Source organism: Shewanella scandinavica (assembly GCF_031932065.1).
Lineage (GTDB): Bacteria > Pseudomonadota > Gammaproteobacteria > Enterobacterales > Shewanellaceae > Shewanella > Shewanella baltica.
In genome coordinates, this window is the sequence record NZ_JAUOES010000001.1 from 1 (window position 1) to 23,402 (window position 23,402).

The 23,402-nt window shown below is 43.9% G+C and carries 24 protein-coding genes and 1 pseudogene; 2 read left to right on the forward strand and 23 right to left on the reverse strand.

Features of this window, described 5'->3' with window-relative positions:
• Window positions 1-1,263 (forward strand): annotated as a pseudogene (locus Q4Q50_RS00005) (flagellar hook-length control protein FliK); the annotation flags it as partial.
• A gap of 42 nt (window positions 1,264-1,305) precedes the next feature.
• Window positions 1,306-1,614, forward strand: a complete 309-nt coding sequence (locus Q4Q50_RS00010) for an EscU/YscU/HrcU family type III secretion system export apparatus switch protein (protein WP_311897805.1) — start codon at window positions 1,306-1,308, stop codon at window positions 1,612-1,614.
• A 69-nt stretch (window positions 1,615-1,683) separates the two neighbouring features.
• On the opposite strand, the gene Q4Q50_RS00015 is transcribed toward Q4Q50_RS00010, so the two are convergent.
• The 23 genes from Q4Q50_RS00015 to fliJ form a co-directional block, all read right to left on the reverse strand.
• Entirely contained in the window at window positions 1,684-2,082 is a 399-nt protein-coding gene (locus tag Q4Q50_RS00015; RefSeq protein ID WP_006082379.1) for a DUF2802 domain-containing protein, read from the reverse strand.
• Window positions 2,083-2,310: 228 nt separating this feature from the next.
• Entirely contained in the window at window positions 2,311-2,805 is a 495-nt protein-coding gene (locus Q4Q50_RS00020) for a chemotaxis protein CheW (protein WP_006082380.1), read from the reverse strand.
• A gap of 7 nt (window positions 2,806-2,812) precedes the next feature.
• Window positions 2,813-3,820: a chemotaxis protein CheW gene (locus tag Q4Q50_RS00025; protein ID WP_311897806.1), complete on the reverse strand. Its 1,008-nt coding sequence runs from the start codon at window positions 3,818-3,820 to the stop codon at window positions 2,813-2,815.
• Window positions 3,804-4,595: a ParA family protein gene (locus Q4Q50_RS00030; RefSeq protein WP_106651060.1), complete on the reverse strand. Its 792-nt coding sequence runs from the start codon at window positions 4,593-4,595 to the stop codon at window positions 3,804-3,806. The genes Q4Q50_RS00025 and Q4Q50_RS00030 overlap by 17 nt, the downstream gene beginning before the upstream one ends.
• A gap of 66 nt (window positions 4,596-4,661) precedes the next feature.
• Window positions 4,662-5,201 carry a membrane anchored protein in chemotaxis locus gene (locus tag Q4Q50_RS00035; RefSeq protein WP_311898021.1) on the reverse strand — a complete coding sequence of 180 codons (540 nt, stop codon included), beginning with the start codon at window positions 5,199-5,201 and terminating at the stop codon, window positions 4,662-4,664.
• 13 nt (window positions 5,202-5,214) lie between these two features.
• Window positions 5,215-6,342, reverse strand: coding sequence for a protein-glutamate methylesterase/protein-glutamine glutaminase (locus Q4Q50_RS00040; protein ID WP_311897808.1), 1,128 nt, complete (start codon window positions 6,340-6,342; stop codon window positions 5,215-5,217).
• Window positions 6,343-6,362: 20 nt separating this feature from the next.
• A complete protein-coding gene (locus Q4Q50_RS00045; protein WP_311897810.1) occupies window positions 6,363-8,591 on the reverse strand; it encodes a chemotaxis protein CheA in 2,229 nt (742 codons plus the stop codon).
• A 15-nt stretch (window positions 8,592-8,606) separates the two neighbouring features.
• Window positions 8,607-9,344, reverse strand: a complete 738-nt coding sequence (locus tag Q4Q50_RS00050; RefSeq protein ID WP_106651064.1) for a protein phosphatase CheZ — start codon at window positions 9,342-9,344, stop codon at window positions 8,607-8,609.
• A 13-nt stretch (window positions 9,345-9,357) separates the two neighbouring features.
• Window positions 9,358-9,741 (reverse strand): chemotaxis response regulator CheY, encoded by a 384-nt coding sequence (cheY, locus tag Q4Q50_RS00055; RefSeq protein ID WP_007649667.1) that lies wholly within the window; start codon window positions 9,739-9,741, stop codon window positions 9,358-9,360.
• 47 nt (window positions 9,742-9,788) lie between these two features.
• Window positions 9,789-10,502 (reverse strand): RNA polymerase sigma factor FliA, encoded by a 714-nt coding sequence (locus tag Q4Q50_RS00060; protein ID WP_028761175.1) that lies wholly within the window; start codon window positions 10,500-10,502, stop codon window positions 9,789-9,791.
• Window positions 10,495-11,376, reverse strand: a complete 882-nt coding sequence (locus tag Q4Q50_RS00065) for a MinD/ParA family protein (protein WP_006082389.1) — start codon at window positions 11,374-11,376, stop codon at window positions 10,495-10,497. Before Q4Q50_RS00065 ends, Q4Q50_RS00060 begins: the two co-directional genes overlap by 8 nt.
• Window positions 11,377-11,380: 4 nt before the next feature.
• Window positions 11,381-12,763: a flagellar biosynthesis GTPase FlhF gene (flhF, locus tag Q4Q50_RS00070; protein ID WP_300482864.1), complete on the reverse strand. Its 1,383-nt coding sequence runs from the start codon at window positions 12,761-12,763 to the stop codon at window positions 11,381-11,383.
• 11 nt (window positions 12,764-12,774) lie between these two features.
• Window positions 12,775-14,874, reverse strand: coding sequence for a flagellar biosynthesis protein FlhA (gene flhA, locus Q4Q50_RS00075; protein WP_311897815.1), 2,100 nt, complete (start codon window positions 14,872-14,874; stop codon window positions 12,775-12,777).
• A gap of 184 nt (window positions 14,875-15,058) precedes the next feature.
• Window positions 15,059-16,189, reverse strand: a complete 1,131-nt coding sequence (flhB, locus tag Q4Q50_RS00080) for a flagellar biosynthesis protein FlhB (protein ID WP_220590725.1) — start codon at window positions 16,187-16,189, stop codon at window positions 15,059-15,061.
• A gap of 18 nt (window positions 16,190-16,207) precedes the next feature.
• Window positions 16,208-17,005 carry a flagellar biosynthetic protein FliR gene (fliR, locus tag Q4Q50_RS00085; RefSeq protein ID WP_220590726.1) on the reverse strand — a complete coding sequence of 266 codons (798 nt, stop codon included), beginning with the start codon at window positions 17,003-17,005 and terminating at the stop codon, window positions 16,208-16,210.
• A gap of 4 nt (window positions 17,006-17,009) precedes the next feature.
• On the reverse strand, window positions 17,010-17,279 hold the full coding sequence (gene fliQ / locus Q4Q50_RS00090) for a flagellar biosynthesis protein FliQ (RefSeq protein ID WP_006082394.1): 270 nt from the start codon (window positions 17,277-17,279) through the stop codon (window positions 17,010-17,012).
• Between the two features lie 18 nt (window positions 17,280-17,297).
• Complete coding sequence (gene fliP / locus Q4Q50_RS00095; RefSeq protein WP_063884844.1) at window positions 17,298-18,044, reverse strand: flagellar type III secretion system pore protein FliP; 747 nt, start codon at window positions 18,042-18,044, stop codon at window positions 17,298-17,300.
• Entirely contained in the window at window positions 18,041-18,469 is a 429-nt protein-coding gene (gene fliO, locus Q4Q50_RS00100) for a flagellar biosynthetic protein FliO (protein WP_063884843.1), read from the reverse strand. Before fliO ends, fliP begins: the two co-directional genes overlap by 4 nt.
• A 29-nt stretch (window positions 18,470-18,498) precedes the next feature.
• Window positions 18,499-18,879, reverse strand: a complete 381-nt coding sequence (gene fliN, locus Q4Q50_RS00105) for a flagellar motor switch protein FliN (protein WP_028761182.1) — start codon at window positions 18,877-18,879, stop codon at window positions 18,499-18,501.
• Between the two features lie 11 nt (window positions 18,880-18,890).
• Window positions 18,891-19,922 carry a flagellar motor switch protein FliM gene (fliM, locus tag Q4Q50_RS00110; RefSeq protein ID WP_063884842.1) on the reverse strand — a complete coding sequence of 344 codons (1,032 nt, stop codon included), beginning with the start codon at window positions 19,920-19,922 and terminating at the stop codon, window positions 18,891-18,893.
• 48 nt (window positions 19,923-19,970) lie between these two features.
• Window positions 19,971-20,498, reverse strand: a complete 528-nt coding sequence (gene fliL / locus Q4Q50_RS00115; protein ID WP_063884841.1) for a flagellar basal body-associated protein FliL — start codon at window positions 20,496-20,498, stop codon at window positions 19,971-19,973.
• Window positions 20,499-20,586: 88 nt separating this feature from the next.
• The gene (locus Q4Q50_RS00120) at window positions 20,587-22,689 is read right to left on the reverse strand and encodes a flagellar hook-length control protein FliK (protein ID WP_311897818.1); all 2,103 of its coding nucleotides are present in this window, start codon (window positions 22,687-22,689) and stop codon (window positions 20,587-20,589) included.
• Between the two features lie 258 nt (window positions 22,690-22,947).
• Window positions 22,948-23,394, reverse strand: a complete 447-nt coding sequence (gene fliJ, locus Q4Q50_RS00125) for a flagellar export protein FliJ (RefSeq protein WP_006082402.1) — start codon at window positions 23,392-23,394, stop codon at window positions 22,948-22,950.
• Window positions 23,395-23,402: the final 8 nt, after the last annotated feature.

The following is a 23,402-nucleotide window of genomic DNA, read 5'->3' on the forward strand; positions in this document are numbered from 1 at the left end:
AAAACAACAGATGCAATGCCTGTCAAAGTAACAATGTCAACGATACTGAGCACCCGAGATTCAAGTCAGGTACTCGCTACGCCATCCGTTCTGAGTCATTCATCGCCATCACAAGCAATTCAACCTAGCTCTTCGACTGCGACTTTCGAGCAAATAACAAGGAATTCATCCTCATTGGATGCTGGACTTGTAAAGAAATCGGCTGATACCTCGCATCAAGACCCTAAAACGAATAATAACCAGATAATACAAAACCCTAAGAGGTTGGCTCCAACGCCTACGCTTGCCAATGTAATCACTAGTACTAATATTGGTGCTCAAAGTGCTGAAGCGGTGGAAGTAGTGCCTACTGTGAGTCAAAAAAATATTTTAGGGCTCAATACGCAAAAAAATGATCTACATGGCAATGACACAAAAACCGACAACCCTATGAAGGTGGCTGATGTTTTGCAAAAAGCGTTTAATAAAGCGGGGGCACTTCCTATTGAGTTGTCCCGTTCTAACAACAGCTCAAATTTAGCATCAGAGTTGTTAAAGCACTTACCGCATATAGGATTACCGCCACTCAGTCAGTTAAATGATTTAGATGAGCTCAAGGCCAATATCCTCGGGCTAACGAGTCTTAACCTTGCCACACCTCTGTCAAATCAAGCCTCAATGTTCATGAATGCCAGTGCGATTACCTCACTATTTCAACTACTACTAGGCTTTAAGGCTAATAATAGTTCGAATTCAATGAGTAAGAAATTGGCCGATTATCTTGAGCAACTGCAAGCCAAAGTCGGCTTTTCCACTAAACAACTTGGCCAACTAAGTAAAGCTGGCGGTCTTGATAGCATGGGGAAATTGGCCTCAAACTTACATTTGTACCAACAGGCAAGCAATGAGAATGCAGGCAATTTAGTCTGGTTCTTTGCCCTGCCCTATGGCATTAATCAACGCCACGAGCAATTGGAAGGTAAATTTGAGCAAGAAGTTGATTCAGATGATCCAGAGAAAAAAGCGGGATGGCGTTTACAGCTCAAGTTTAATTTAGCACAAGGTCCACTGCTGATTGCAGCTCAGCAGCACAATCAACAGTTAGATATCCAGTTTAAAGGCAATAGCCAAATGCTACTCAATAAGGTCAATAACTTTTTAACGCCCTTAAGCCAAAAACTATCACAGCTTGGGTTTACGCCAGGCGAGATCACGACACAAATAGCGCAAGTACCAGCAACCTTATTACCTGGTGATCATTTCCTCGTCAAGACGAAGGCTTAGCTAGGGTAGGATACTAAATTTGAATACTTTAGGAATAACCCAATGAGCGAAGAGAGAGAACCTAAACAAGCTGTCGCGCTGAGCTATGATGGTCATAACGCGCCTAAAATTGTGGCAACAGGTGAAGGGCTTATCGCAGAAGAGATTATTGCTTTAGCCAAGGCTAACGGTGTGTATATCCATCAAGATCCCCATCTAAGCCATTTTCTACAGTTGTTAGAGCTAGGAGAGGAAATTCCTAAGGAGCTTTATCTGCTTATCGCCGAACTGATCGCATTTGTGTATATGCTCGACGGTAAGTTTCCCGAGCAATGGAATAATATGCATCAAAAAATTGTTGAGAAGGCATAAAATAAAAAAGCCAATTTAAAGAAATTAGCTTTTAGTGTTCAATAGGCAATAACTATCAATCTTTTGCGATCACTTGCGATGAAGTCGGATCAATAACTCGGCTTCCGCTTTGGGTAGTTCGCATTCTTTAATCAACTCATCCACACCAGCGCCAAGCGCCACCATTTTCATGGCTCGAGTATAAAGCTTTGCCTGTGGGTCCTGTTGAGTTGTCTCTTCTATCCGTTCCGACTGTTGAAGTAGGCGTTTTTCTAACTCAATCACACGCCGACCGACTCCGATAGTGCCACTGCGCAACTCTTGCAACTCACGCTTAAATGACTCTCGCTGACGATCACCTTCTTTGACTAAGACGGTTAACGCTTCGACCTTGCTTCTTAGTTTGCTCAATTGTTTTTGTAAAAAGAGTACTAATCCTAAGCATGCGATGACATAGACTAACGCTGCGATCAAAAATTCATCGCCCATTAAAAATCCTTATACTCACTCATAGCCATAAATTAGCAGGCATTCCAACTGAGTTATCTATTCCAAAGTGCTGTACATAAATGACTCAATATCATTAGCCATTGTTCAAACCGCGATAAAATACTTTATCTATCCATAAATCGTAAAGACTTAGAATCATCGATTTATTCGCAAATACACAAAATAGCTGAATGAATTAATATCATTCAGCCTTATCTCGCTAATTGATTAAATCTGAGTCAATTCGGCCCATTCTTCATCGGATAATAACTTGTCGAGATCGACTAAGATGAGTAATTCATTGTCGCGATTACTCACACCTTGAATGAATTTAGCACTCTCTTCCGTTCCGACATTTGGTGCATTGTCGATTTCTGAGCGGCGTAAATAAACCACTTCGGCAACACTATCAACTAAGATGCCAATGACTTGCTTTTCAGCTTCGATGATAACGATTCGAGTTGAGTCATCAACTTCGGCAGACTGCAATCCAAAACGTGAGCGGGTATCAATAACTGTGACAACGTTACCACGTAAGTTAATGATGCCTAATACGTAATAAGGCGCACCGGGCACGGGAGCGATTTCAGTGTAACGCAATACTTCCTGCACTTGCATTACGTTGATGCCGTAAGTTTCATGGTCTAACTTAAAGGTAACCCATTGTAATACTGCATCATCTTTACTTGCAGCGACTGCTGCTACATTTCTTGTATCTTTCATGTTTACCTCAACCAATTGAGTCCTGACAACCTAAACCCGCATTAAGCATTTCAACTAAGGCTTGTACGTGCAAAATGCCACACATCTGCTCTTTCACTACACCCGCTAACCAAGGGCGTTTACCCGCTTGACTACGCCAGTTGACTTGCGATTTATTAATTTTTACCGCATTGACTAAGGACTCACAAGTTAATCCCCAGTTACTGCCTTCTAGTAGTACAAGATATTGATAATTTACCGATTGCGCCAGTTTATCTGAATATTTTTCTGGCATAACCCACGCACAAGTGTCGACAATATTTAATTGCTCTTCCCTATGCGTTTGTACACCGAGAAACCATGCGGGTCTGCCAAAGATATGGTTTATCCGCTCAATTTTAACTATTCCGCCTAAACTGACCAAAGGCACAGCCAATGTCAGCCCTGCTACTTTAAAGAATAGTACCTGAAACTCATCATCGAGCACTTCTTGCAAATCTTTTGTCACACTAGGAGGCGTAATACCGACTTGTGTTTCTGGCACAACCACTGGCTCAACGACTTCTTCAGCAATTATTTCATCATTAACTGGCTCTTCAATAGCAGGCTGTGCTTGTGGTACTTCCACCACGGGTTGAACATCAACAGCAGGCGTAACTTCGACAAAAGATGGTGTCGGTTCTACTGTTTTAGCCTTAAGTACAGGCGCCAGCAATTTTTCTAGCGCTTGCTTATCCACTTGAGAAGCAATCTTACTTACAGGTGCAACAAACTCATGTTGTCTTGGCGTCGCTTTTGGTTGTAGCTGTACCGTTGGCGTTATCGCCCTCTCATGAGCTTGTGATGCAGCCGTACGACCATTTTCAGCCAAGATTGCTGCATCAAGTAATGCCGCCTCCGTTTGATTAGTGGCAACATTTTGATTTGAGTCAGCTTTTACTATGCTTTGAGGAGAAACTGCCTGACTTGGAGCGTCGTCTTCCTGCAGCAATAATGCGAAAAAATCAAAAACAGTTTCATCAACCGATTTTGACATGGCCAAACTCCCCAACTAATAAAAAATCTAATAATCTTTCATAGGCTTTTACACCACGACATCCACTCGCATAATGCGATGCAGGTAAATGTGCCAAACTGGCATCTCTAAACTTAGTATCGACTGGAATCACGTCCTTCCATAGGGTTTCAGTGTATTCTGTGCCCAGCACTTGCAAAGCAGCGGGTGATGCCTTAGTACGTTTATCGTACATGGTTGGCACGACAGTATAGCTGTAACGCGTCTTTTTAGATCGCCCCATCAACTCCATCGTTTTTATCATCCGCTCTAGCCCTTTAATGGCAAGAAACTCAGTCTGCACGGGAATAATAATATGCTGACTTGCCGCAAGGGCATTGACCATTAAAACACCAAGTACGGGTGGACAATCAACGATAGCCACATCATATTCATCAGCAACTAACGCTAATAAATTACGTAAAACTAACCCCATCCCCTCTTGATGACCTAAGGCTCGGTCTAATGTTGCCAATGCCATAGTGGCCGGCAACAAGTCGAGACCATCGACTAAGGTTGGTACGACATGGGATAAAACGAGTTCTTTAGAGAGGCTTTTATGGGCCAGAAACACATCAAATAAAGAGCCAGGAACCTCTTCAGAATCAATGCCTAAATAATAACCTAGCGAAGCGTGTGGATCGGTGTCAATCATAAGTACACGCTTGCCACGCTTAGCTAAGGTTCCCGCTAAACTCGCAACCGTCGTGGTTTTGCCTACACCACCTTTTTGATTCGCTATGGTCCAGACTTTCAAGAAGTGACCCCCACATAAATTGATTCAATGCTAATAAATGAGAATATTTAACACGCATTCCAAAGGTTATTGCTCTTCTCTCGTCGTAACTCGGATACCACCATTGGGTAAACTAATCACTTTAACTCCATCGGCATTTTCAGAAATCACCACTGGCAGCATCTGTGCATTTTTCGGTTCAATTGACTGATTAGGTTCAATAGGCGAAGTCGCAGTCTCGACATCCTTTTTTGGCGTCTGGAGCAGCGTAGGAACTAAAGGTTGCTGATTAGCGTTATCCTTCGTCGTATCCACCCCAGAATTCTGCTTATTCAGCAAAGGCGGAACACTAATCTGGGTAGATTCAGGACCAATTGTCACAGCCTTTTGTTCACCTGGAGTAGCCAATTGCAACATAGCTTTAGTTTGATCAGGATGAGACGCTAACCAAGCAGCAATTGCTTCAGCTTGTTCGTCAGGGACCATTAACAGTACCTGAGTCGATTCCAAACGTTTTATCTCTTCTCTCAACAAACTATTTTTATGCCGATAATCGAGACTCAAGGCGCCAAGACATAAAATAGCAATCGCCATAAGCAAGATGATGAGCACACTATTCGTGCCCATCGGATGCAGACTCTTAGACACGAACAGACTCTTTTAAAATGCATTCAGCCATGTTGTCTAACGCAATCGACTGAGTGGCAATACCAGCACTAGCGACAGCCTGAGGCATACCATAAACCACACAACTGGCTTCATCCTGCGCCCAAATGGTCGCACCGACTGCTTTCAACATGCGGGCACCTTCTCTGCCATCCGCGCCCATACCAGTTAGCACAACGGCAAGCACGTCACCGCTAAAGGCTTTGGATGCAGAAGCAAAGGTGATATCAACGCAAGGCTTATAGTTCATGTCTGCACTGCCAGCAATGACCTTTAATCGGCCACTTGCGCCAGTACGTTCAACCATCATTTGCATTCCGCCTGGCGCTAAATACGCACAGCCAGGTCTAAGAAGATCGCCATTCGCGGCTTCTTTTACTTCAATCTTACATAAACCATTCAAACGACTTGCAAATGCTGGCGTAAAAGCTGCTGGCATATGCTGGATTAATAAAATCGGATGCGGATAGTTTGCCGGGAATTGGGTAAGAATTTTTTGCAAGGCAACTGGACCACCAGTAGATGTGCCGATCAGCAGTATTTTATACTGCTTACCACTTGCACGAATCGACGCTGCTGTTGAGGTCCTCACAGGAGCCGTGGCTGGAGTATGCGACGCTATACTCGTTGTCCCTAAAACGCTACTTGTTGGGCGCACACTAGATGTTGAAGTGACGACAGGACGTGCAATAGGACGAAACATTCTGCGGCGTCCCAATGCCTTCACCCTTTGCTGCAACAATAAAATAGCATCATCTTTATTGGTAGCAATGTCTTCAAAACGTTTAGGTAGAAAATCTAACGCACCAGCATCTAAAGCGTCTAGCGTAGCTTTAGCGCCATCATGGGTTAAAGAAGAAAACATCAAGATCGGCGTCGGACATTTAGCCATGATTTCACGGACGGCAGTAATACCATCCATCACGGGCATCTCAATATCCATAGTGATAACTTGAGGATTAAGTTCAGCAGCCATCTTCACCGCTTCGGCCCCATTTGAGGCCGTCGCGATAACTTCCAGTTCAGGATCTTGATTGACTATTTCACTAACACGTCGTCTGAAAAAACTTGAGTCATCAACGACTAATACTTTAATGGCCATTCCATTCCTTAGCTTGGAAACTAATTCTTACTTTTCGCATAATGCTTTAACAATCCAGGGACATCTAAAATCAGTGCGATACCACCATCCGATGTAATCGTCGCGCCAGCCATCCCAGGAGTGCCATGTAACATAGCGCCAAGGGGTTTAATCACTACCTCTTCTTGACCTATTAAGGCATCCACAACAAAACCAATTTGCATCATACCTAATTGCACAATCACTACATGACCATGCTTTTTATCGCCATGTCTAAAGGTCGTTTTATTTCTATGTAGCCAGTGCTCCAAATAAAACAGAGGTACTGCCTTGTTACGCACTATGACAGTGAGTTGTCCATCGACAATATTGGTCTTAGTGAGATCGAGATGGAATATCTCATTCACACTAGACAAAGGTAATGCAAACACTTGTTTAGCGACATCGACCATTAAGGTTGGCATAATTGCTAACGTTAACGGTACTTTAATCTCAAGTATCGTGCCCTTACCTTTCATAGAATCAATATGCACTGTGCCGTTAAGTTGGGTGATACGGGTTTTTACCACGTCCATCCCAACGCCACGACCAGAAATATCTGAAATTTCGACCTTAGTTGAAAAACCTGGCGCAAAAATTAAATTATAAGCTTCGCTGTCAGTCATCCGCGAAGCTGAATCTTCATCAAGTACACCACGTGTTATCGCGATTTTTTTCAGTTTTTCAGGGTCCATACCAGCGCCATCGTCTTCGATTTTCAGCAGTATATGGTCACCTTCCTGACTTGCAGATAAGGTAATTGTACCCGTTCTCGGCTTGCCACTGGCTTCACGCTCATTTGGCATTTCAATACCGTGATCCACCGAGTTACGCACTAAGTGGACGAGTGGATCGGCAAGCGCTTCAACTAAGTTTTTATCTAGGTCAGTTTCTTCACCGACCATAATCAAATCAATTTCTTTATTGAGTGTACGCGCAAGATCACGGACTACCCGAGGGAAACGACCAAACACTTTTTTGATCGGTTGCATACGGGTTTTCATCACAGCGCCCTGTAAATCAGCTGTTACGAGATCTAAATTCGCAAGGGCTTTAGACATTTCCTCATCATCACGACTGATGCCTAAGCTCACTAATCGATTACGCACTAATACTAACTCACCGACCATATTCATGATTTGGTCGAGTCGTGCAGTATCAACACGAACCGTGGTTTCACCTTGAGGCACATTTGCTGAACTTGCTTTAGCAGGCGCTTTCTCTACAACCGCGATGTCTATTTTCGGTTTTGCGGCAACAACGGGGGCTGGTGCTGCAACTTTCGCAGGCTCAGGAGTCACTGCGGCTTTAGGTGCGGCTGTCACAGCTGGCGTCACTGGCGACGCTTTTACGTCAGCTTTCGCAGGTGCTCCACCTTTACCATGGAGTTCATCAAGTAATCTTTCAAACTCATCATCAGTAATTTCATCGGCATCGACTATAGGTTGAGGCGTAGGTGCAGCGACAACCTTTGGTTTAGCCGGCACTTCTGCCTCGACTTTAAACTTGCCAGAACCGTGAAGTTCATCAAGCAATGCTTCAAACTCATCATCAGTGATGTCGTCGCCCGATGCAGGAGACGCTTTAACCTGTGCCGCAGGCTTAGCGACAACAGGTTCAGGGACCACGGCGGTAGCCGCAGGACCTTTTCCTGAGCCATGAAGCGCATCTAATAAAGCTTCAAATTCAGCGTCGTTGATATCATCAATACTTGAAGATGAGCTATGACTTATCTCTATAGGGATGTCTTGTGGGACGGGAGTTTCAACAATGGTTTCAACGACAGGCTCAGGTTCGACAATTTCGACCACCTCTGCAGACGCAACTTCAGATGGCAATGGCGCACCTGAACTCAGCATTTTAAGCCTAGCCAACAAACCCGAATCGGCAGGATCTTGCTGCTCGCCCTGCTGCGTTTGAGCAAACATGGTATTAATTGCATCAACAGCCTGCAAAATAATGTCCATCAGCTCTGCATTGACGCTACGTTTGCCAGTCCGTAATAAATCGAAGGTATTTTCAGCCTCATGACACACATCGACCATGGGAGTTAAGCTAAGAAAGCCTGCGCCACCTTTAACGGTGTGGAACCCTCTAAAAATGGCGTTTAGCAAGTTAGTGTCATCAGGATTATTTTCAAGCGCAACGAGTTGCTCTTGCAGAAGCTCTAAAATTTCACCGGCTTCGATTAAAAAGTCCTGGAGTATCTCTTCATCTACATCAAAGGCCATCAAATTGACTCCCAGTTAGAAACCCAGACTCGATAGAAGATCATCCACTTCGTCTTGACCCGTTACTACATCTTGACGAAGCTCGGCATTCATTATCGGCCCTTCCGCTTCAATATTATTTTTCTGAGCAATCTGACTTTCAATCATAGGCTGCTCACCAAATACCGTCAGCATAGAAACCAGATTACTTTCTACTTCCATAACCAGATCAATAACACGACGTATCATTTGTCCTGTTAAGTCTTGAAAATCTTGCGCCATCAATATTTGATTTAACAATTCACGCAGTCGAGTCGAGTCATTTGAACTACGGGACATAAGATCTTGGACATCGTGGCAAAGAACCTTAAACTCGCTGAGTTCTATTTCTCGGCGCATTAATTTGTCCCAAGATGGCATGACTTTTTGAATATTTACCGTTACGGCATTGGCCAAAGGTAAACATTCTTCTACCGCATCCATGGTTTTATTTGCCGCTTGTTCAGTCATGTCAATAACGTAATTTAAACGTTGTTTGGCATCGGGAATTTCTGTATTGGCTAATTCAGCTAGACGATTATCAACTTGAAAATCCATTAAAGCGCTATGAAGTTGCCGAGTTAATTTCCCTACCTCTTCAAATAATTCTCGTTGCAGTGGAGCAGCAAGCTCCCGAAATAAATCATCTGCCTGACGTTGCTCACCGACACTTAATAATTCAACCAAGTGCTGAGCTTGTTCGAGCGTGATGAGCCCTGATGTTTGTGACTTCATAGCTCATCCTTGCTCAAGCGAGTCGTTCGAATATTTTATCTAGCTTCTCTTTCAGCGTTGCAGCGGTAAAAGGCTTAACCACATATCCATTCACTCCCGCTTGAGCGGCAGCGATAATCTGTTCACGTTTTGCTTCAGCTGTCACCATTAATACGGGTAAATGCTTTAGCGAATCATCTGCGCGAATTGCTTTTAACAGATCGATGCCTTGCATACCGGGCATATTCCAATCTGTAACAACAAAATCAAAATCCCCCTTTTGCAACATCGGCAGGGCTGTTGAGCCATCGTCTGCTTCTTGGGTATTGTTAAACCCCAAGTCTCGCAACAAGTTCTTGATGATACGCCTCATTGTCGAAAAATCGTCAACAATGAGAATCTTCATATTCTTGTCCAAGGTTTCCTCCGGTGAGCTGACATTCTGTGCTCGATTAATAATTATACTTATGTCCAGTGCTTGAGTTTAGCTTTCAATCGCAACATTGCCTGACTTAATATCTGGCTAACACGCGATTCACTGACCTCAAGAATGGCGCCAATCTCTTTTAAATTCAATGCTTCATCGTAGTACAGGGATAACACTAATGCATCTCTTTCAGGCAATAATTTAATTGCCTCAACCAGCGCAGAATGAAATTGGTTCTCAGCTAATGCTTCAAATGAGTCATCATCGGACCGATCACTCACTGTAAGTATATCCTGAGATACGCCTAAGTCTTCTATCCCTATGATTTTTCCGACAGAAACATCGTTAAGAATATGATGGTACTCATCGAGCGTCATATCAAGTTTTTCTGCAATTTCTGTGTCGCGTGCATCACGGCCCAGTTCTTGCTCTAACTCATCAATAGCATGTGCAACCTTGCGGTTATTACGATGAACGGAACGAGGCACCCAATCACCACGGCGAATTTCATCTAACATCGCCCCTCGTATACGTATGCCGGCGAAGGTTTCAAATTTCGCACCCTTGCCACCATCAAACTTGGATGATGCTTCTAATAAACCCATCATCCCAGCTTGGAGTAAATCATCTAGCTGCACTGAGGCAGGTAGTCTGGCGAGTAAATGATGCGCAATTCTTTTAACCAACGGAGCATACTGTTCAACGATCGACGATTTATTGTCTAAACAAGTATACGCAGCGGCTTTATTCACTCGTTTTTTCCTCTTGAAAATCTGGTCGTTGAACTAAACGCTCAACGAAAAACTCCAAATGCCCACCAGGTTGCTGCGGTACAGGCCAGCTTAGAATTTTATTTGCCAACCCTTGATACGCAATCGCTGCTGGTGATTTAGGATACGCTTCAACCACCAATTTTTGTTTACGAACTGATTTACGTAAGTTTTCGTCAAATGGGATTGTTGCAACCAATTCAAGGGCGACATCCAAAAATCTGTCGGTCACTTTACTGAGTTTAGCAAATAATTCCATACCTTCGCGTAAACTACGCACCATATTGGCAACTATTTTAAAACGGAACACGCCATGCTCACGGCTGAGGATTTTTATCAGGGCATAGGCATCGGTAATTGATGTGGGTTCATCACAAACAACGACCAGCACATCCTGCGATGCACGTGAGAAACTGAGCACCATATCTGAAATCCCAGCAGCAGTATCTACGACTAGAATATCAAACTGAGTCCGCATCTCACTAAATGCGCGAATTAACCCGGCATGTTGCGCTGGGCTTAATTCCACCATCCCTTGTGTTCCTGAAGTGGCTGGCACTATGCCAATCCCTTTAGGGCCACGAACGATAATATCGTCAAGCTCTGCATCACCAGAGAGAACATGGGATAGGTTACGCTCGGCACGAATACCCAGCATGACATCGACGTTTGCTAAGCCAAGGTCAGCATCAAGTACCAAGACACGCTTGCCTTTTTCGGCTAATGCCACAGCTGTATTAATGGAAACGCTGGTTTTACCAACGCCACCTTTACCACCTGTGACCGCGATTACTTTCACTTTTTCGTTATAGGGTTGATTCATCATACGTAAACCACTTGCTTGATCCAGGGTCATAAATCTACTCAAATGCACAGGCCATATTATCTGACCACGCTGTGTCTTGTAATGATTGTTGTTCTGTACTATCTAACGCTGCGAGTGCCTGCTGGGCTAAATCTAAGGTATCCGCAACTTTCATATCTTCAGGAACTCTTTGTCCATCAGTAACATAACTTAATGGTAATCCGTTTTGGATCAACACACTTAATGCCCCTGCTAACGACACAGATTCATCGAGTTTTGTGAGAACGACACCAGATAGGGGAATGCGTTTAAAATGATTGACTGCATCTTGCAGCACACGGCGCTGTCCTGTCGCAGACAGTACCAGATAACTGCGGATAGGTATCCTGCTATTTGCAGTTAAATTATCAAGTTGCTGGTAAAGACGCATATCTCGCTGTCCCATGCCAGCCGTATCTATCAATACTAGCTTGCGATTTCTAAACTGATAGAGAATTTGCTCTAATTCATTCAGATCATGAGCTTGCTTTACTGGGCAGCCCATTATTTTCCCATAAGTTGCTAATTGCTCATAGGCTCCGATGCGATAATGATCTGTCGTTATCAAAGCCACATGCTCAGCACCATGATGGGCAGCAAAACGGGCTGCTAGTTTCGCTAACGACGTGGTTTTACCCACACCCGTTGGCCCCACCAATGCAACCACCCCGCCCTGTTTAACAATATCATCACCTTGATTATCAAGCATATTAGCTAAACTTTGAGGTAAGGCTCTGACTAATTCTGCAGGCGTATAATGTTGGCTCAGCGCCGCTAATTTATTGGCAACCGCAGGGGAAAATTCAGCCTCAAGTAACTTGGCTTCGAGCATAGCTCCGACAGGGTCGATACGTTTTTTATGTTCTGTCATCAAAGAGGACACTTGATGTGTTAACAAATTACGCAATGAAGCTAGCTCATCACGCATTGCCTCAATATCGGCATTTTGTTTCTGTGATGTTTGTGGCTTCTTATCAAAAGCGGCAGGCGCTTCGCGACGCTCTACTTTGGCAGTAGCCGGCGCTTGTAAGCCCTTAGCCCATGCAGGTAAATCTGCATCAACTTGCTGATGCGACATCTGTTGATTCAAACGACTTTGCTGCTTCTCTAACAAGGCTTGTAATGAGTCAGCAGGTGCCGCAGGCTTTGCACGGGTTTCTACTCGTATAGGCTGCTTAGCCCCTAGGGATACGAGGTCGTCACTCACGTCCATAAAGGTTGGCGCTGGCGCAGTAGCTGCGGTTTTTGCTTTAGGCTCATCATAGTCAACGGCAGCGACAATTTCGATGCCACCATTCACTTTCTTATTTGACATAATGACGGCATCTGAGCCGAGTGTTTCTTTCACTTGGGCCAGTGCGGCGCGCATGTCTTTGGCAAAAAATCGTTTAATCTTCACTTATGCGTCCTCTACTGGCCGACTGCAGATACAATACGTATTTGCTTCTCATCAGGTATTTCTTGATACGAAATGACTCTGAGATTAGGAATAGTATGTTTAACAAAGCGTGACAGCGTCGCGCGTAACATACCTGACGTCAACAATATGGCGGGTTGTCCGACCATTTCTTGCTTCTGAGCCGCATCGGCAAGGGACTGCTGCATGCGTTCTGCAAGACCGGGTTCAATATTTGGACCATCACCACCGGTTGCTTGCATTGATTGATGCAACATCTGTTCCAACTCTGGCGCCAATGTAATGACGGGGATTTCTAACTCTGGACCAGAGATCTCTTGGACTATCATACGTTTCAATGCAATACGCACCGCAGCGGTCAAAACTTCAGTGTCATTACTCTTAGTGCCGTATTCTAACAAAGTTTGCACTATTGTACGCAAGTCTCTGACTGAAACCCCTTCATTTAAAAGGTTCTGCATCACTTTTACGACATGTCCGAGTGGCATGACATCAGGAATAAAGCCATCCACCAGTTTAGGCGAGTGTTTCGCAAGCATATCCATCAGTTGTTGCACTTCTTCGTAACCTAACAACTTAGCAGCATTATTGGTCAGCAATTGGCTAATATGGGTTGCCACAACCGTGGCGGCATCAACAACCGTATACCCTAATGTTTGCGCGTGTTCACGTAATTCAGGGGCAATCCATACCGCCTCCAGACCAAAAGCTGGGTCACGCGTTTCAATACCATCGAGCTTGCCATAGACTTGACCAGGGTTGATCGCCAATTCGCAGTCGTGACGAATATCCGCCTCACCAACAACTACGCCCATTAATGAAATGCGATAGGCATTGGGCGACAAATCTAAATTATCGCGAATATGCACTGCTGGCACTAAGAAGCCCAGTTCTTGGGATAACTTTTTACGTACGCCTTTGATACGGCTTAATAACTCGCCACCTTGACCTTTATCGACCAGCGGAATTAAACGATATCCCACCTCAAGCCCAATAGTATCAACATGATGCACATCATCCCAGCCCAACTCTTTAGGCTCCTTATCTTGCCTCTCTACAGGGCCAGACTTAACTTGCTCTAGGGCTTTAATGCGTTTTGATTCATTACGCTTATAGACAAAATAGGCGGCACCTGCCGTCATAAAAGCAAAACTTAAGAACGCCATATGCGGCATGCCAGGAACGATTCCCATGACAAATAGGACTCCAGCAGCGATACCCAATGACTTAGGACTGTCAAACATCTGACTCATCATCATTTGGCCCATATCACCGGATTCATTTTGACGGGTCACCATCAATGCTGCTGCGATTGACAATAATAACCCAGGGATCTGCGCCACCAGACCATCACCGATAGTCAGCAAGGTATAAATTTCAACCGCTTCAGAAAAACTTAAGCCATGCTGAACAATACCTATGATGAAACCACCTAAGATGTTGATCACTAGAATCATGATACCCGCAACGGCATCACCTTTTACAAATTTTGAAGCACCGTCCATCGCACCATAGAAATCCGCTTCACGTGTCACTTCTGCTCGACGTAATCTTGCTTGTTCTTGATTCAAAGTCCCGGCATTTAGGTCGGCATCAATTGCCATTTGCTTACCAGGCATAGCATCTAAGGTAAAGCGGGCACTCACTTCAGCAATACGACCAGCACCTTTCGTCACCACCGCAAAATTGATAATAATCAAAATGATAAAGACAACCAAGCCAACGGCATAGTTACCGCCAATCACCACTGAACCGAAGGCTTCAATCACCTTACCTGCCGCATCGCCACCATTATGGCCCTCGAGTAATACCACACGAGTTGATGCAACGTTCAGTGCAAGGCGAAGTAATGTCGCCACAAGTAATACCGTTGGAAAGGCGGCAAAATCTAACGGCCTATCGGTATAAATTGCGACTAACAATACGATGAGCGCTAAGGCTATGTTGAATGAGAAAAGTATATCTAATAAGAATGGAGGAATAGGTAAAACAATCATGGCCAATGCAGCAAGCACAACCATAGGCGTACCAATGCCTTTGAGTGAGCTCAGCCGCATTTGTTTTACTTGACCAAGAGTCGCTTTAACATCCATTCGCTATAACCTAAATTTTGACGTGTAAGAAGCGAAAAGCAAAAAACACGCCAACAAAATCAACCTGACTAATTAAGGAGAATTATACCTATGACTCATTGATATAAAGAAGAAATAATATTGGAACATTCATATAAAGTGACATCATCTTGTGTATCACTCACAAGTGTCAGATGCTGCAAACTTAATATTTCAATTCATCAGGAATGGGCTGATTAAGCGGAACTGGAATAGGTTTACGACCGCGTCCTTTCTGATATTGGCGTAACTGGAATACATAGGCCAAAATCTGTGCCACAGCAGTAAACAATCCTTCGGGGATTTGTTGATCCAACTTAGTCGTATGGTATATTGCTCTCGCAAGCGGTGGTGCAGATACAATGGCTACATCATGGGCGCGGGCAATCTCACGAATTTTAAATGCGACGTCATCAACGCCTTTAGCTATGACAAAGGGTGCAGCGGAGCGCTTTACATCGTATTTAATCGCTACTGCAAAATGCTCAGGGTTAACAACGATGACATCGGCATTGGGTACTTCAGCCATCATTCTGCGCTGAGCCAACTCATGCTGCATCTGCCTTACTCGCGATTTCACTTCAGGCTTCCCTTCAGTGTCTTTATATTCATCCTTTACTTCTTGTTTGGTCATCTTAAGTTGCTTGTTGTGATTCCAAATTTGGAACGGCACGTCGATGACGACAATCAATAAAATAGAGGAACACAACAGGATAAACATCCACACAAGTAAATCTAATGCGTGGTAAATATTACCAGGAAGATGATCACTAGATAGCAACATAATATCATTGAAGTAAAAGCTCAGTAATAAATACGCAGAAAATGCCACCACAGAAAACTTGGCAATCCCCTTCGTCAGCTCAACTAACGCCTGCACACCGAACATGCGCTTCAAACCTGCGACTGGGCTCATTTTACTGGCCTTAGGCATCATGGCTTGGGTAGAGAAATTCATCCCGCCAAGGGATATATTGCCAATGAAAGCGACAACCACAATTAACAGCATAATTTTTGCCATGGGCCAGGCGATTTCGCTCGCGACAACGCCCCATACATTAAACATTTCTTCAGTATCAAAAATTTGCGCCCTGTCCATGGTGAAAACAGTCTCAAATACCCGAGTTAAACTTGTGGCTAGACTTGGACCTAACATATAAAAGCCACATGCAGCGGAAATTAATACCGCTGCTGTACCGAGTTCTTTCGAACGCGCAATTTGTCCTTTTTCCCGCGCCTGTTCGAGACGTCTGCCAGTGGGTTCCTCACTGCGTTCACCGCTTGACTCTTCAGCCATGGGCTGCTCCTAATACCGTCATATCAAACCATCGGCGTTACATTGAAGCGCTAACATATCGCAAAGCAGCACTTGAGCCGCAGTCCACACTTCATCAAAATGGGCCATAACAGGTGTTAAGGTTAACCAGAGAATAAACAATCCGCCAATCATAGTGATCGGAAAACCAATAGAGAAAATATTTAATTGCGGCGCGGCGCGGGTCATCACACCGAAGGACAAGTTCACTAATAACAAGGCAATAATCGCGGATATCGACATAGTTAATGCCGCACCAAACATATACGAGCCCCAATCTGCTAAAGCACGGTAGCTAGTGAGGGTTAATCCTTGATTAGAAATGGGTAGGGTCTCAAAACTCGCCACCAACATACGGATCATCAATAGATGTCCATCGACGGCTAAGAAGATTAATGTCGCCAATAATAGAAAAAAGTTACCAATAACGGGTGTTTGCTGACCCGAACCAGGATCAACCATAGAAGCAAACCCGAGACTGGTTTGCATACCAATAATCTGGCCGGTTAATACGAAAACTTGCATCACCATTTGAGTCACAAACCCCATGGCAACACCAATAATGATTTGCTGCGCAGTAATAAATACTGCACTGAGTGAAAATAGATCGGCATTTTGAACAGGAGGAAGGACTGGTGCTATCGCAAAGGTAATCGCCATGGCTAATAGTAAGCGCACACGAGTTGGAGTGGTTGCGGCCCCAAATACCACCATCACCATTAACATGCTAGCAACCCGAAACAGTGGCCACATATAAGCGGCAATGGTCTGCATTAACGTATCGAGCAGCAGCTCCATTGGATTAGCCTATTACTTGCGGGATGCGATTAACCATCTCGACAAAAAAGTCCATTAGGGTTTCAACTAACCAATGTCCCATGAACATCAAACCGAAAAGTGTCACTAACAATCGCGGTAGAAAACTTAAAGTTTGCTCGTTAATCGAAGTCGCGGCTTGAAACACGGCGACAATCAAACCAATACCCAGCCCAGGTAATACAATTGCAGACACCATCATGACAATAACAGCGAGAGCCTCACGAAAAATATCAATTAGCGCCTCTGGACTCATTTGCATATTCTCCCTTGGCTACCCGAAACTATTCGCTAATGTCCCTAGGACTAAGCTCCAACCATCGACGAGCACAAACAGCATGATCTTAAATGGTAGCGACACTATCATAGGGGATAACATCATCATACCCATGGCCATTAAGATACTGGCCACCACTAGATCTAACACTAAAAACGGCACGAACAACATAAAACCAATTTGAAAAGCTGTTTTTAGCTCGCTGGTAATAAAGGCGGGTATCAGCACGCTCATCGGGGCTTCTTCGGGCGACTTAATGTTTTTGTAGCCTGAAATTTCGATAAAAGTTTTTAAGTCTGTGGTCCTAACTTGACCTAACATAAAGCTTCTTATTGGTTCTTTACCTTTTTCGAACGCTTGCTGCAGGGTTAACTGCTCCTCAATGTAAGGCTTAACCCCTTCGTCATAAATCCGGTCAAATACCGGCGCCATAATAAAAAAGGTCATGAATAAACTCATGCCAATTAATACTTGATTGGAAGGTGTTTGTTGTAAGCCAATAGCTTGACGTAATATAGACAGAACAATGATGATCCGCGTGAAAGAGGTCAACATGATGAGCATCGCAGGTAAAAAACTCAGCGATGTCATCAGCAGTAAAATCTGCATTGTGACTGAGTATTCTGTGGAGCCGTCTGGTCCTGTTGTTACAGTCACTGCAGGCAAAACACCATCAGCGGCCCATGCCGACGGCATGCATAACAGAATAACTAAGCCAACTAACGCGAGGATACGTGTTGTCATTGTTTTAATTTCGCCTGACGTAGCCGACTCGCAAAGGAATCAGACTCTATATGAATAGGTTCAACTAACTTATCAATCAAACTCACCTGCTGCGAGCTAACGCCAAGTAAATATTGCTGCTCCCCCACCTGCACTAAGACTAAACGCTCTTTCTGACCGAGCGAAGTCACGGCTATGGTTTTTAAAACACCGTTGGTCGTAGGAACTAAATTGAACCGTCTTAATAAATAAGCTAACGCAAAAATTAAGAGTAAAACCAGAATTAAGCCACCTAACATACTCGCTAGGGTTGCGACTTGAGAAGGTTCAGCCATTTTTGCGGCCGAAGATGTCACAGCTGTTACGCCTTGAGTACTATCGCCTACAAGACTCTCAGTTTTTGCTTGAGATACTGCAGCTAAACTGAGTATTACCGATATGGTCATTCTGGTTCCAACTTTCGTTGATGAGACAATTATTTAAGCTTTTTAATTCGCTCGGTTTGACTGATCACATCGGTTAAACGAATACCGAATTTATCGTTTACAACCACAACCTCACCATGCGCAATCAGCGTACCGTTAACCATCACATCTAAAGGTTCACCCGCAACTCTGTCGAGCTCAACCACAGAACCTTGGTTTAACTGCAACAAGTTACGAATACTGATATAGCTACGGCCCACTTCCATAGAGATAGTGACGGGGATATCTAAAATAGTGTCTAATTTCGCCGCTTCTGCTTTAGAGATAGGTCTCGAATCATCAACTAATTCATCGAGCTCAATCGCGTTAGCTTCTTCTAAAGCTTGTTCTGCCATTGCTGCAGCCCAATCATCCGTATCGTCTGTGCTCATCTTACTTCACCTTATAATTCTGATATATCGCGAGATTTACCCTTGCGCGTCACTAATTGTAGCTCGGATTTAACGGTTTCTGGCCGAGGGATCTTTTCATATATTTTAAGTGCTAGGTTATCTCTAGAACGGCCCATTTTACAACGATATGTCGGTAAATCCTCGATTTTCATCATAATATATTCCGGTAACTCAATCGGAATAATATCGCCCGCTTTAAAATTCATCACATCTTTGAGCGTTAATTCATGTTCCACAATGTTGGCATCGAACCCGACCTTCACATCCATGATTTCATCATGCAATGCCTGCGACCAACGCATGTCAGTATCTTGCTTATCACTTTGAACACCCGCATCGAGCAACTCGCGAATCGGCTCAATCATGGAATACGGCATAGTGATATGGAAATCACCGCCACCACCATCAACTTCAATATGGAATGAGTTAATCACGACAACTTCAGTAGGACTGACAATGTTGGCCATTGCAGGATTAACTTCTGAGTCCAAATAATCGAACTCCACATCCATCACCGGTGCCCACGCATCTTTATAATCTTCAAAAATTATTTTAAGCAATAGCTGTACGATACGTCTCTCAGTAGGCGTAAATTCCCTCCCTTCGATCTTGGCATGGAAACGGCCATCTCCCCCAAAGAAGTTATCCACTAGGATGAACACCAATCTGGCTTCCATTGTGATCAACGCTGTACCTTTGAGCGGACTAAAACGTACCATATTCAAACTAGTAGGAACGAATAGCGTATGTACATACTCTCCAAACTTGAGCATCTGTACACCGTTGATCGACACTTCAGCAGCGCGACGCATCATATTAAACATACTGATCCGCAAATGACGTGCAAAACGCTCATTCACAATTTCCAGCGTCGGCATACGCCCACGAACGATGCGATCTTGGGAAGAGAAATCGTAGGAACGCGCATCATGACCAGCGGAATCAATTTCGTCATCATCATCGACGTCATCAACCCCGTGCAAGAGTGCATCAATCTCGTCTTGGCTTAATAAATCACTCACTATATTGCCTTCGCCTCTTTAGATTACTTACCCACTATCAGTAAAGGGTTATTGCATCACAAAACCAGTAAACAGCACTTTCTCGACAACTTTACGGCCAGTGACCGACTGCAGGGTATTTTGCACACTTAAGAGTGCTAACTGGCGTAATTCATCTTTACCCGCTTGCGTACTGAGTTTTTGCACATCTGCGCCACTGAAAGTCGTTAAAAGCGCATCTTCAATCAGCGGAATGTGTTTTTGTGTCAGCACATCATCATCTGTGCCACGTACCATTAACTGTACTTTAATCTCAACTAAACGAGCGCGATCAGGGCCAGGCAGGTTAAACAAAAAAGGACGTGGCATAGGCACATAGGATGCGGTAGTCAGCGCACCACTTTCAGCAGGAGTTTCTGTTTGTACGGCTCCGTCAGTTGACGTCGTGGCGTCCTCAGAACTACTACCAAGGAAAAACCATAGGGCACCGGCAATAAGCAGTGCAACTAAAACCCCCACTCCAATAAAAATAAAGAGCTTTTTTTTACTTTTGGGAGCTTCGGTGTTCTCAAGTTCTAACGATTCTTCCTTAGCCATTCACTATTCTCTTTAATTTAGGCAGAAACTCTTACGTTTTATTAATATGAAAACGTAACTATATAAGTCATCGCTATAGGTTACCTACTTAAGCGTAATAATCTATACCTGAATTTACACTAGAAGCTTGATTTAAACCTAAATGTAGCTCTTCTGCCGAGATTTCATCCACATCAGCCCCACTTGAACCGCCACCGTCGCCAAAACTTCCCTCTCGACGTTCACCTTGGCCACCTTGAGACACATGGCTATCCGCTAATTGCATCCCTTGCTCCTGCAGTAACTCGCGTAATCTTGGCATAGCTTGTTCAACTAAATCACGCGTCTGTGTCTGAGTGACATGGAACTGTACTTGGGTCTGATCGCCATGCACTTGAATTTTTACCAGCATATGTCCAAGCTCAGGGGGATCGAGCCTAATTTCAGCATGTTGAATACCTTGACTCACCATAGTGATCAACTGTTGCTTCATCACAGGTGAAAACCGTTGGATCATCTCTTGCATTTGGTTTTGTTGTTCGACACCTTGGCGTAATGACAACTGAACTTGCATCGTTTCCTGACGATTGACTTGTAGTGGCGTCGATGACTGAGCTAAAGCAGAAAATGACTTAATGTCAGTCGTTGATACCTTGTCTTCATCTCCCATAATGAATGGCTTAACGTCTCTTTGAGCATCGAGTGTCACACTGTATTTCGCATCCTTTAGCAAAGTACCCGCATCCATTGCTACTTTTGAAACATCAACATTGATCTCGGTATCAGTCATTGCGCTATCCTTCGGATCAACTGCGTTACCTAAGATATTCTGTGTATCCAGTGTTGTAACTATAGGCTGAACTTCTACTTTGCTAACCGCGATATCGACATTAGCATTTCGGCTTACTTGCTGGGGTATCGTAATCTCAACATTGCGAACTGTTGGTTTATTACTCTCTACAGAAACAGTATCGACCTCGTCCGTGCTAGAAGTATCAATCAGCTTGGAGCTTGCCAAGTCCAATGTATCAACTATTTCATCAGCGATTAAAGATGTTGCAGCCATTTCATTCTTAGTAGTCGATGGCGCTAGGGTTTCAGACTGCAAAGTTTGACTCGCAGGGCTAAACTTCAACATTGATTCATCTACGTCGTCAGAAGTTCGCAGTGCCTCAGAATTAAGATCCAACCTTGCTCCCCGCAGTTCAACGTTTACACTCGCAACTTGATTCGCATATTTATCAGTTGAAAATGACTTATCGTCTTTAAGTTCAGTCACATCAGCGTCTTTCAATATCACGCTTTCTAGATTTTTTGATGATGTCTTTGCCGCGGTTTCTGCTGTATCTACAAATTCAGATAAATCCAAATTTTCAGATGTTTTACTGTTCGGCGGAATGACTTGTCCCTTTAAAAAGGCAGAATGAGATTCAGCGCTTTTATCCGTTGATAACTGTGACTTCAATACCTCAACAGCGTCATCAAGCAATACTTTCTTACCCTGGATTGCTTCAACGGGTAGTTCATCTGCTGATTTTTTATCAGCAGAGACTTTATTAGTGACATCAGTCTCATTTAAAGCCCCTGCATTTAGTTGGAGCTGCTCGGTTAACTTTTTGAGTTCTGATGAAAAGGAAGTATCAGTATCCAATACCTTTTGGAGACTCAATAGATCGCCGTTTGAGGACTTGCTATGATTTTTCTCAGTTGCCAAGTTAACTTCACTTGACGTTAAAATATCAGCCTTACCTTGCGCTGAGCCTGAGATGTCGACAACTGGAAGCTCAGTGTTAATCGCTTTCATTGAAGCTTGTACACCCGACAGCTCAACGGTACTGAATGCATCACTTTTCAATAAAGGGTCAGCAGACTCATTATTTTCCCCTTGGGAAGAGTCAGACGGCAAACTCTCTCCCTCTGATGCCGTTTTCTTCATATCATTTGCCATGCTGATCTGGGCGAAGATGAGATTTACGTCAGCGTCATCCGTTGATATGTCTTTATCTTTTACTTTATCAGTAGAGGCGATCTGCACTTTATCGTCAGTATTCGCTGTAGCCTTTTTAGGCGCGGAAATAGAAAATGAGCTAGCGGAGACAGACGCAAGTGTAGATGAAAAGTCTTCATTATTAGACTCTTGGGAAGATGTCTTAGCGGAATTGGCCGCAGAGTTGCCTGTTTTACTCAACAGGATATTGGTCATTTGTTGCATAAGTGCTCCCAAACATCACCCAGCAGAAAAGAAAATGGCTAGGTAGAAACGTCAATTAAACACTGCGGTTGCAGGGTCATGGACTAAATCAAAGCAAATAAGATGCCAAAACTTCAGTTTTTACTGCAGCATATTGAAAAGAATAAAACTCAGGGAAAGAAGTCGAACAAATGTTCTGCACCATAAGCGGCAACAGAAAACTGAACTCATACGAGTTAGTAAATGGCAAAGATACCGATCATTTAACGCACCATTACACTAACGCTGATGACGGCGATAAAACTGCTGAGAAGCAAATTCATCGGTCATTTTCTGCTCTCGTTTTTGTTCAACAACTTGGCGCTTCTTCTCTTTACTCGCTAACAGTAATTCCACTGCCTTACGTTTTTTCTGTTTTTCCAACCAATGCTGTTGTCGATATTCTTTTTGTTTTTCACCGTCGGCCACAACGCGATTTTGCTGAGTAATAGCATCATCAATCTGACGAATAAAGCGATGAAACTGGTGATAGTGACTGGCACTAATGGCTTGGCCTTGCTGGGATTGCATTTGCTTCATGTATTCTAAGCGATAGTTATTGAGTGCACTGAGTTGATTCAGCCGTTTTTGACACTCTAACTGCGCCGACTTTAACAATAACGCCGCTTGTTCTTCGGCATCATTGGCGAGCTTTAACACTAACAACAAGGGATCGGCGTTAGCCATACTAGACC

Excerpts from the sequence above, each read along its gene's own strand:
- Q4Q50_RS00010 (WP_311897805.1), top strand. The coding sequence starts at position 1,306 with ATGAGCGAAGAGAGAGAACCTAAACAAGCTGTCGCGCTGAGCTATGAT.
- Q4Q50_RS00015 (WP_006082379.1), bottom strand. The coding sequence starts at position 2,082 with ATGGGCGATGAATTTTTGATCGCAGCGTTAGTCTATGTCATCGCATGC.
- Q4Q50_RS00020 (WP_006082380.1), bottom strand. The coding sequence starts at position 2,805 with ATGAAAGATACAAGAAATGTAGCAGCAGTCGCTGCAAGTAAAGATGAT.
- Q4Q50_RS00025 (WP_311897806.1), bottom strand. The coding sequence starts at position 3,820 with ATGTCAAAATCGGTTGATGAAACTGTTTTTGATTTTTTCGCATTATTG.
- Q4Q50_RS00035 (WP_311898021.1), bottom strand. The coding sequence starts at position 5,201 with ATGGGCACGAATAGTGTGCTCATCATCTTGCTTATGGCGATTGCTATT.
- Q4Q50_RS00040 (WP_311897808.1), bottom strand. The coding sequence starts at position 6,342 with ATGGCCATTAAAGTATTAGTCGTTGATGACTCAAGTTTTTTCAGACGA.
- Q4Q50_RS00045 (WP_311897810.1), bottom strand. The coding sequence starts at position 8,591 with ATGGCCTTTGATGTAGATGAAGAGATACTCCAGGACTTTTTAATCGAA.
- Q4Q50_RS00050 (WP_106651064.1), bottom strand. The coding sequence starts at position 9,344 with ATGAAGTCACAAACATCAGGGCTCATCACGCTCGAACAAGCTCAGCAC.
- Q4Q50_RS00065 (WP_006082389.1), bottom strand. The coding sequence starts at position 11,376 with ATGACCCTGGATCAAGCAAGTGGTTTACGTATGATGAATCAACCCTAT.
- flhA (WP_311897815.1), bottom strand. The coding sequence starts at position 14,874 with ATGGATGTTAAAGCGACTCTTGGTCAAGTAAAACAAATGCGGCTGAGC.
- flhB (WP_220590725.1), bottom strand. The coding sequence starts at position 16,189 with ATGGCTGAAGAGTCAAGCGGTGAACGCAGTGAGGAACCCACTGGCAGA.
- fliR (WP_220590726.1), bottom strand. The coding sequence starts at position 17,005 with ATGGAGCTGCTGCTCGATACGTTAATGCAGACCATTGCCGCTTATATG.
- fliQ (WP_006082394.1), bottom strand. The coding sequence starts at position 17,279 with ATGAGTCCAGAGGCGCTAATTGATATTTTTCGTGAGGCTCTCGCTGTT.
- fliP (WP_063884844.1), bottom strand. The coding sequence starts at position 18,044 with ATGACAACACGTATCCTCGCGTTAGTTGGCTTAGTTATTCTGTTATGC.
- fliO (WP_063884843.1), bottom strand. The coding sequence starts at position 18,469 with ATGACCATATCGGTAATACTCAGTTTAGCTGCAGTATCTCAAGCAAAA.
- fliN (WP_028761182.1), bottom strand. The coding sequence starts at position 18,879 with ATGAGCACAGACGATACGGATGATTGGGCTGCAGCAATGGCAGAACAA.
- fliL (WP_063884841.1), bottom strand. The coding sequence starts at position 20,498 with ATGGCTAAGGAAGAATCGTTAGAACTTGAGAACACCGAAGCTCCCAAA.
- Q4Q50_RS00120 (WP_311897818.1), bottom strand. The coding sequence starts at position 22,689 with ATGCAACAAATGACCAATATCCTGTTGAGTAAAACAGGCAACTCTGCG.
- fliJ (WP_006082402.1), bottom strand. The coding sequence starts at position 23,394 with ATGGCTAACGCCGATCCCTTGTTGTTAGTGTTAAAGCTCGCCAATGAT.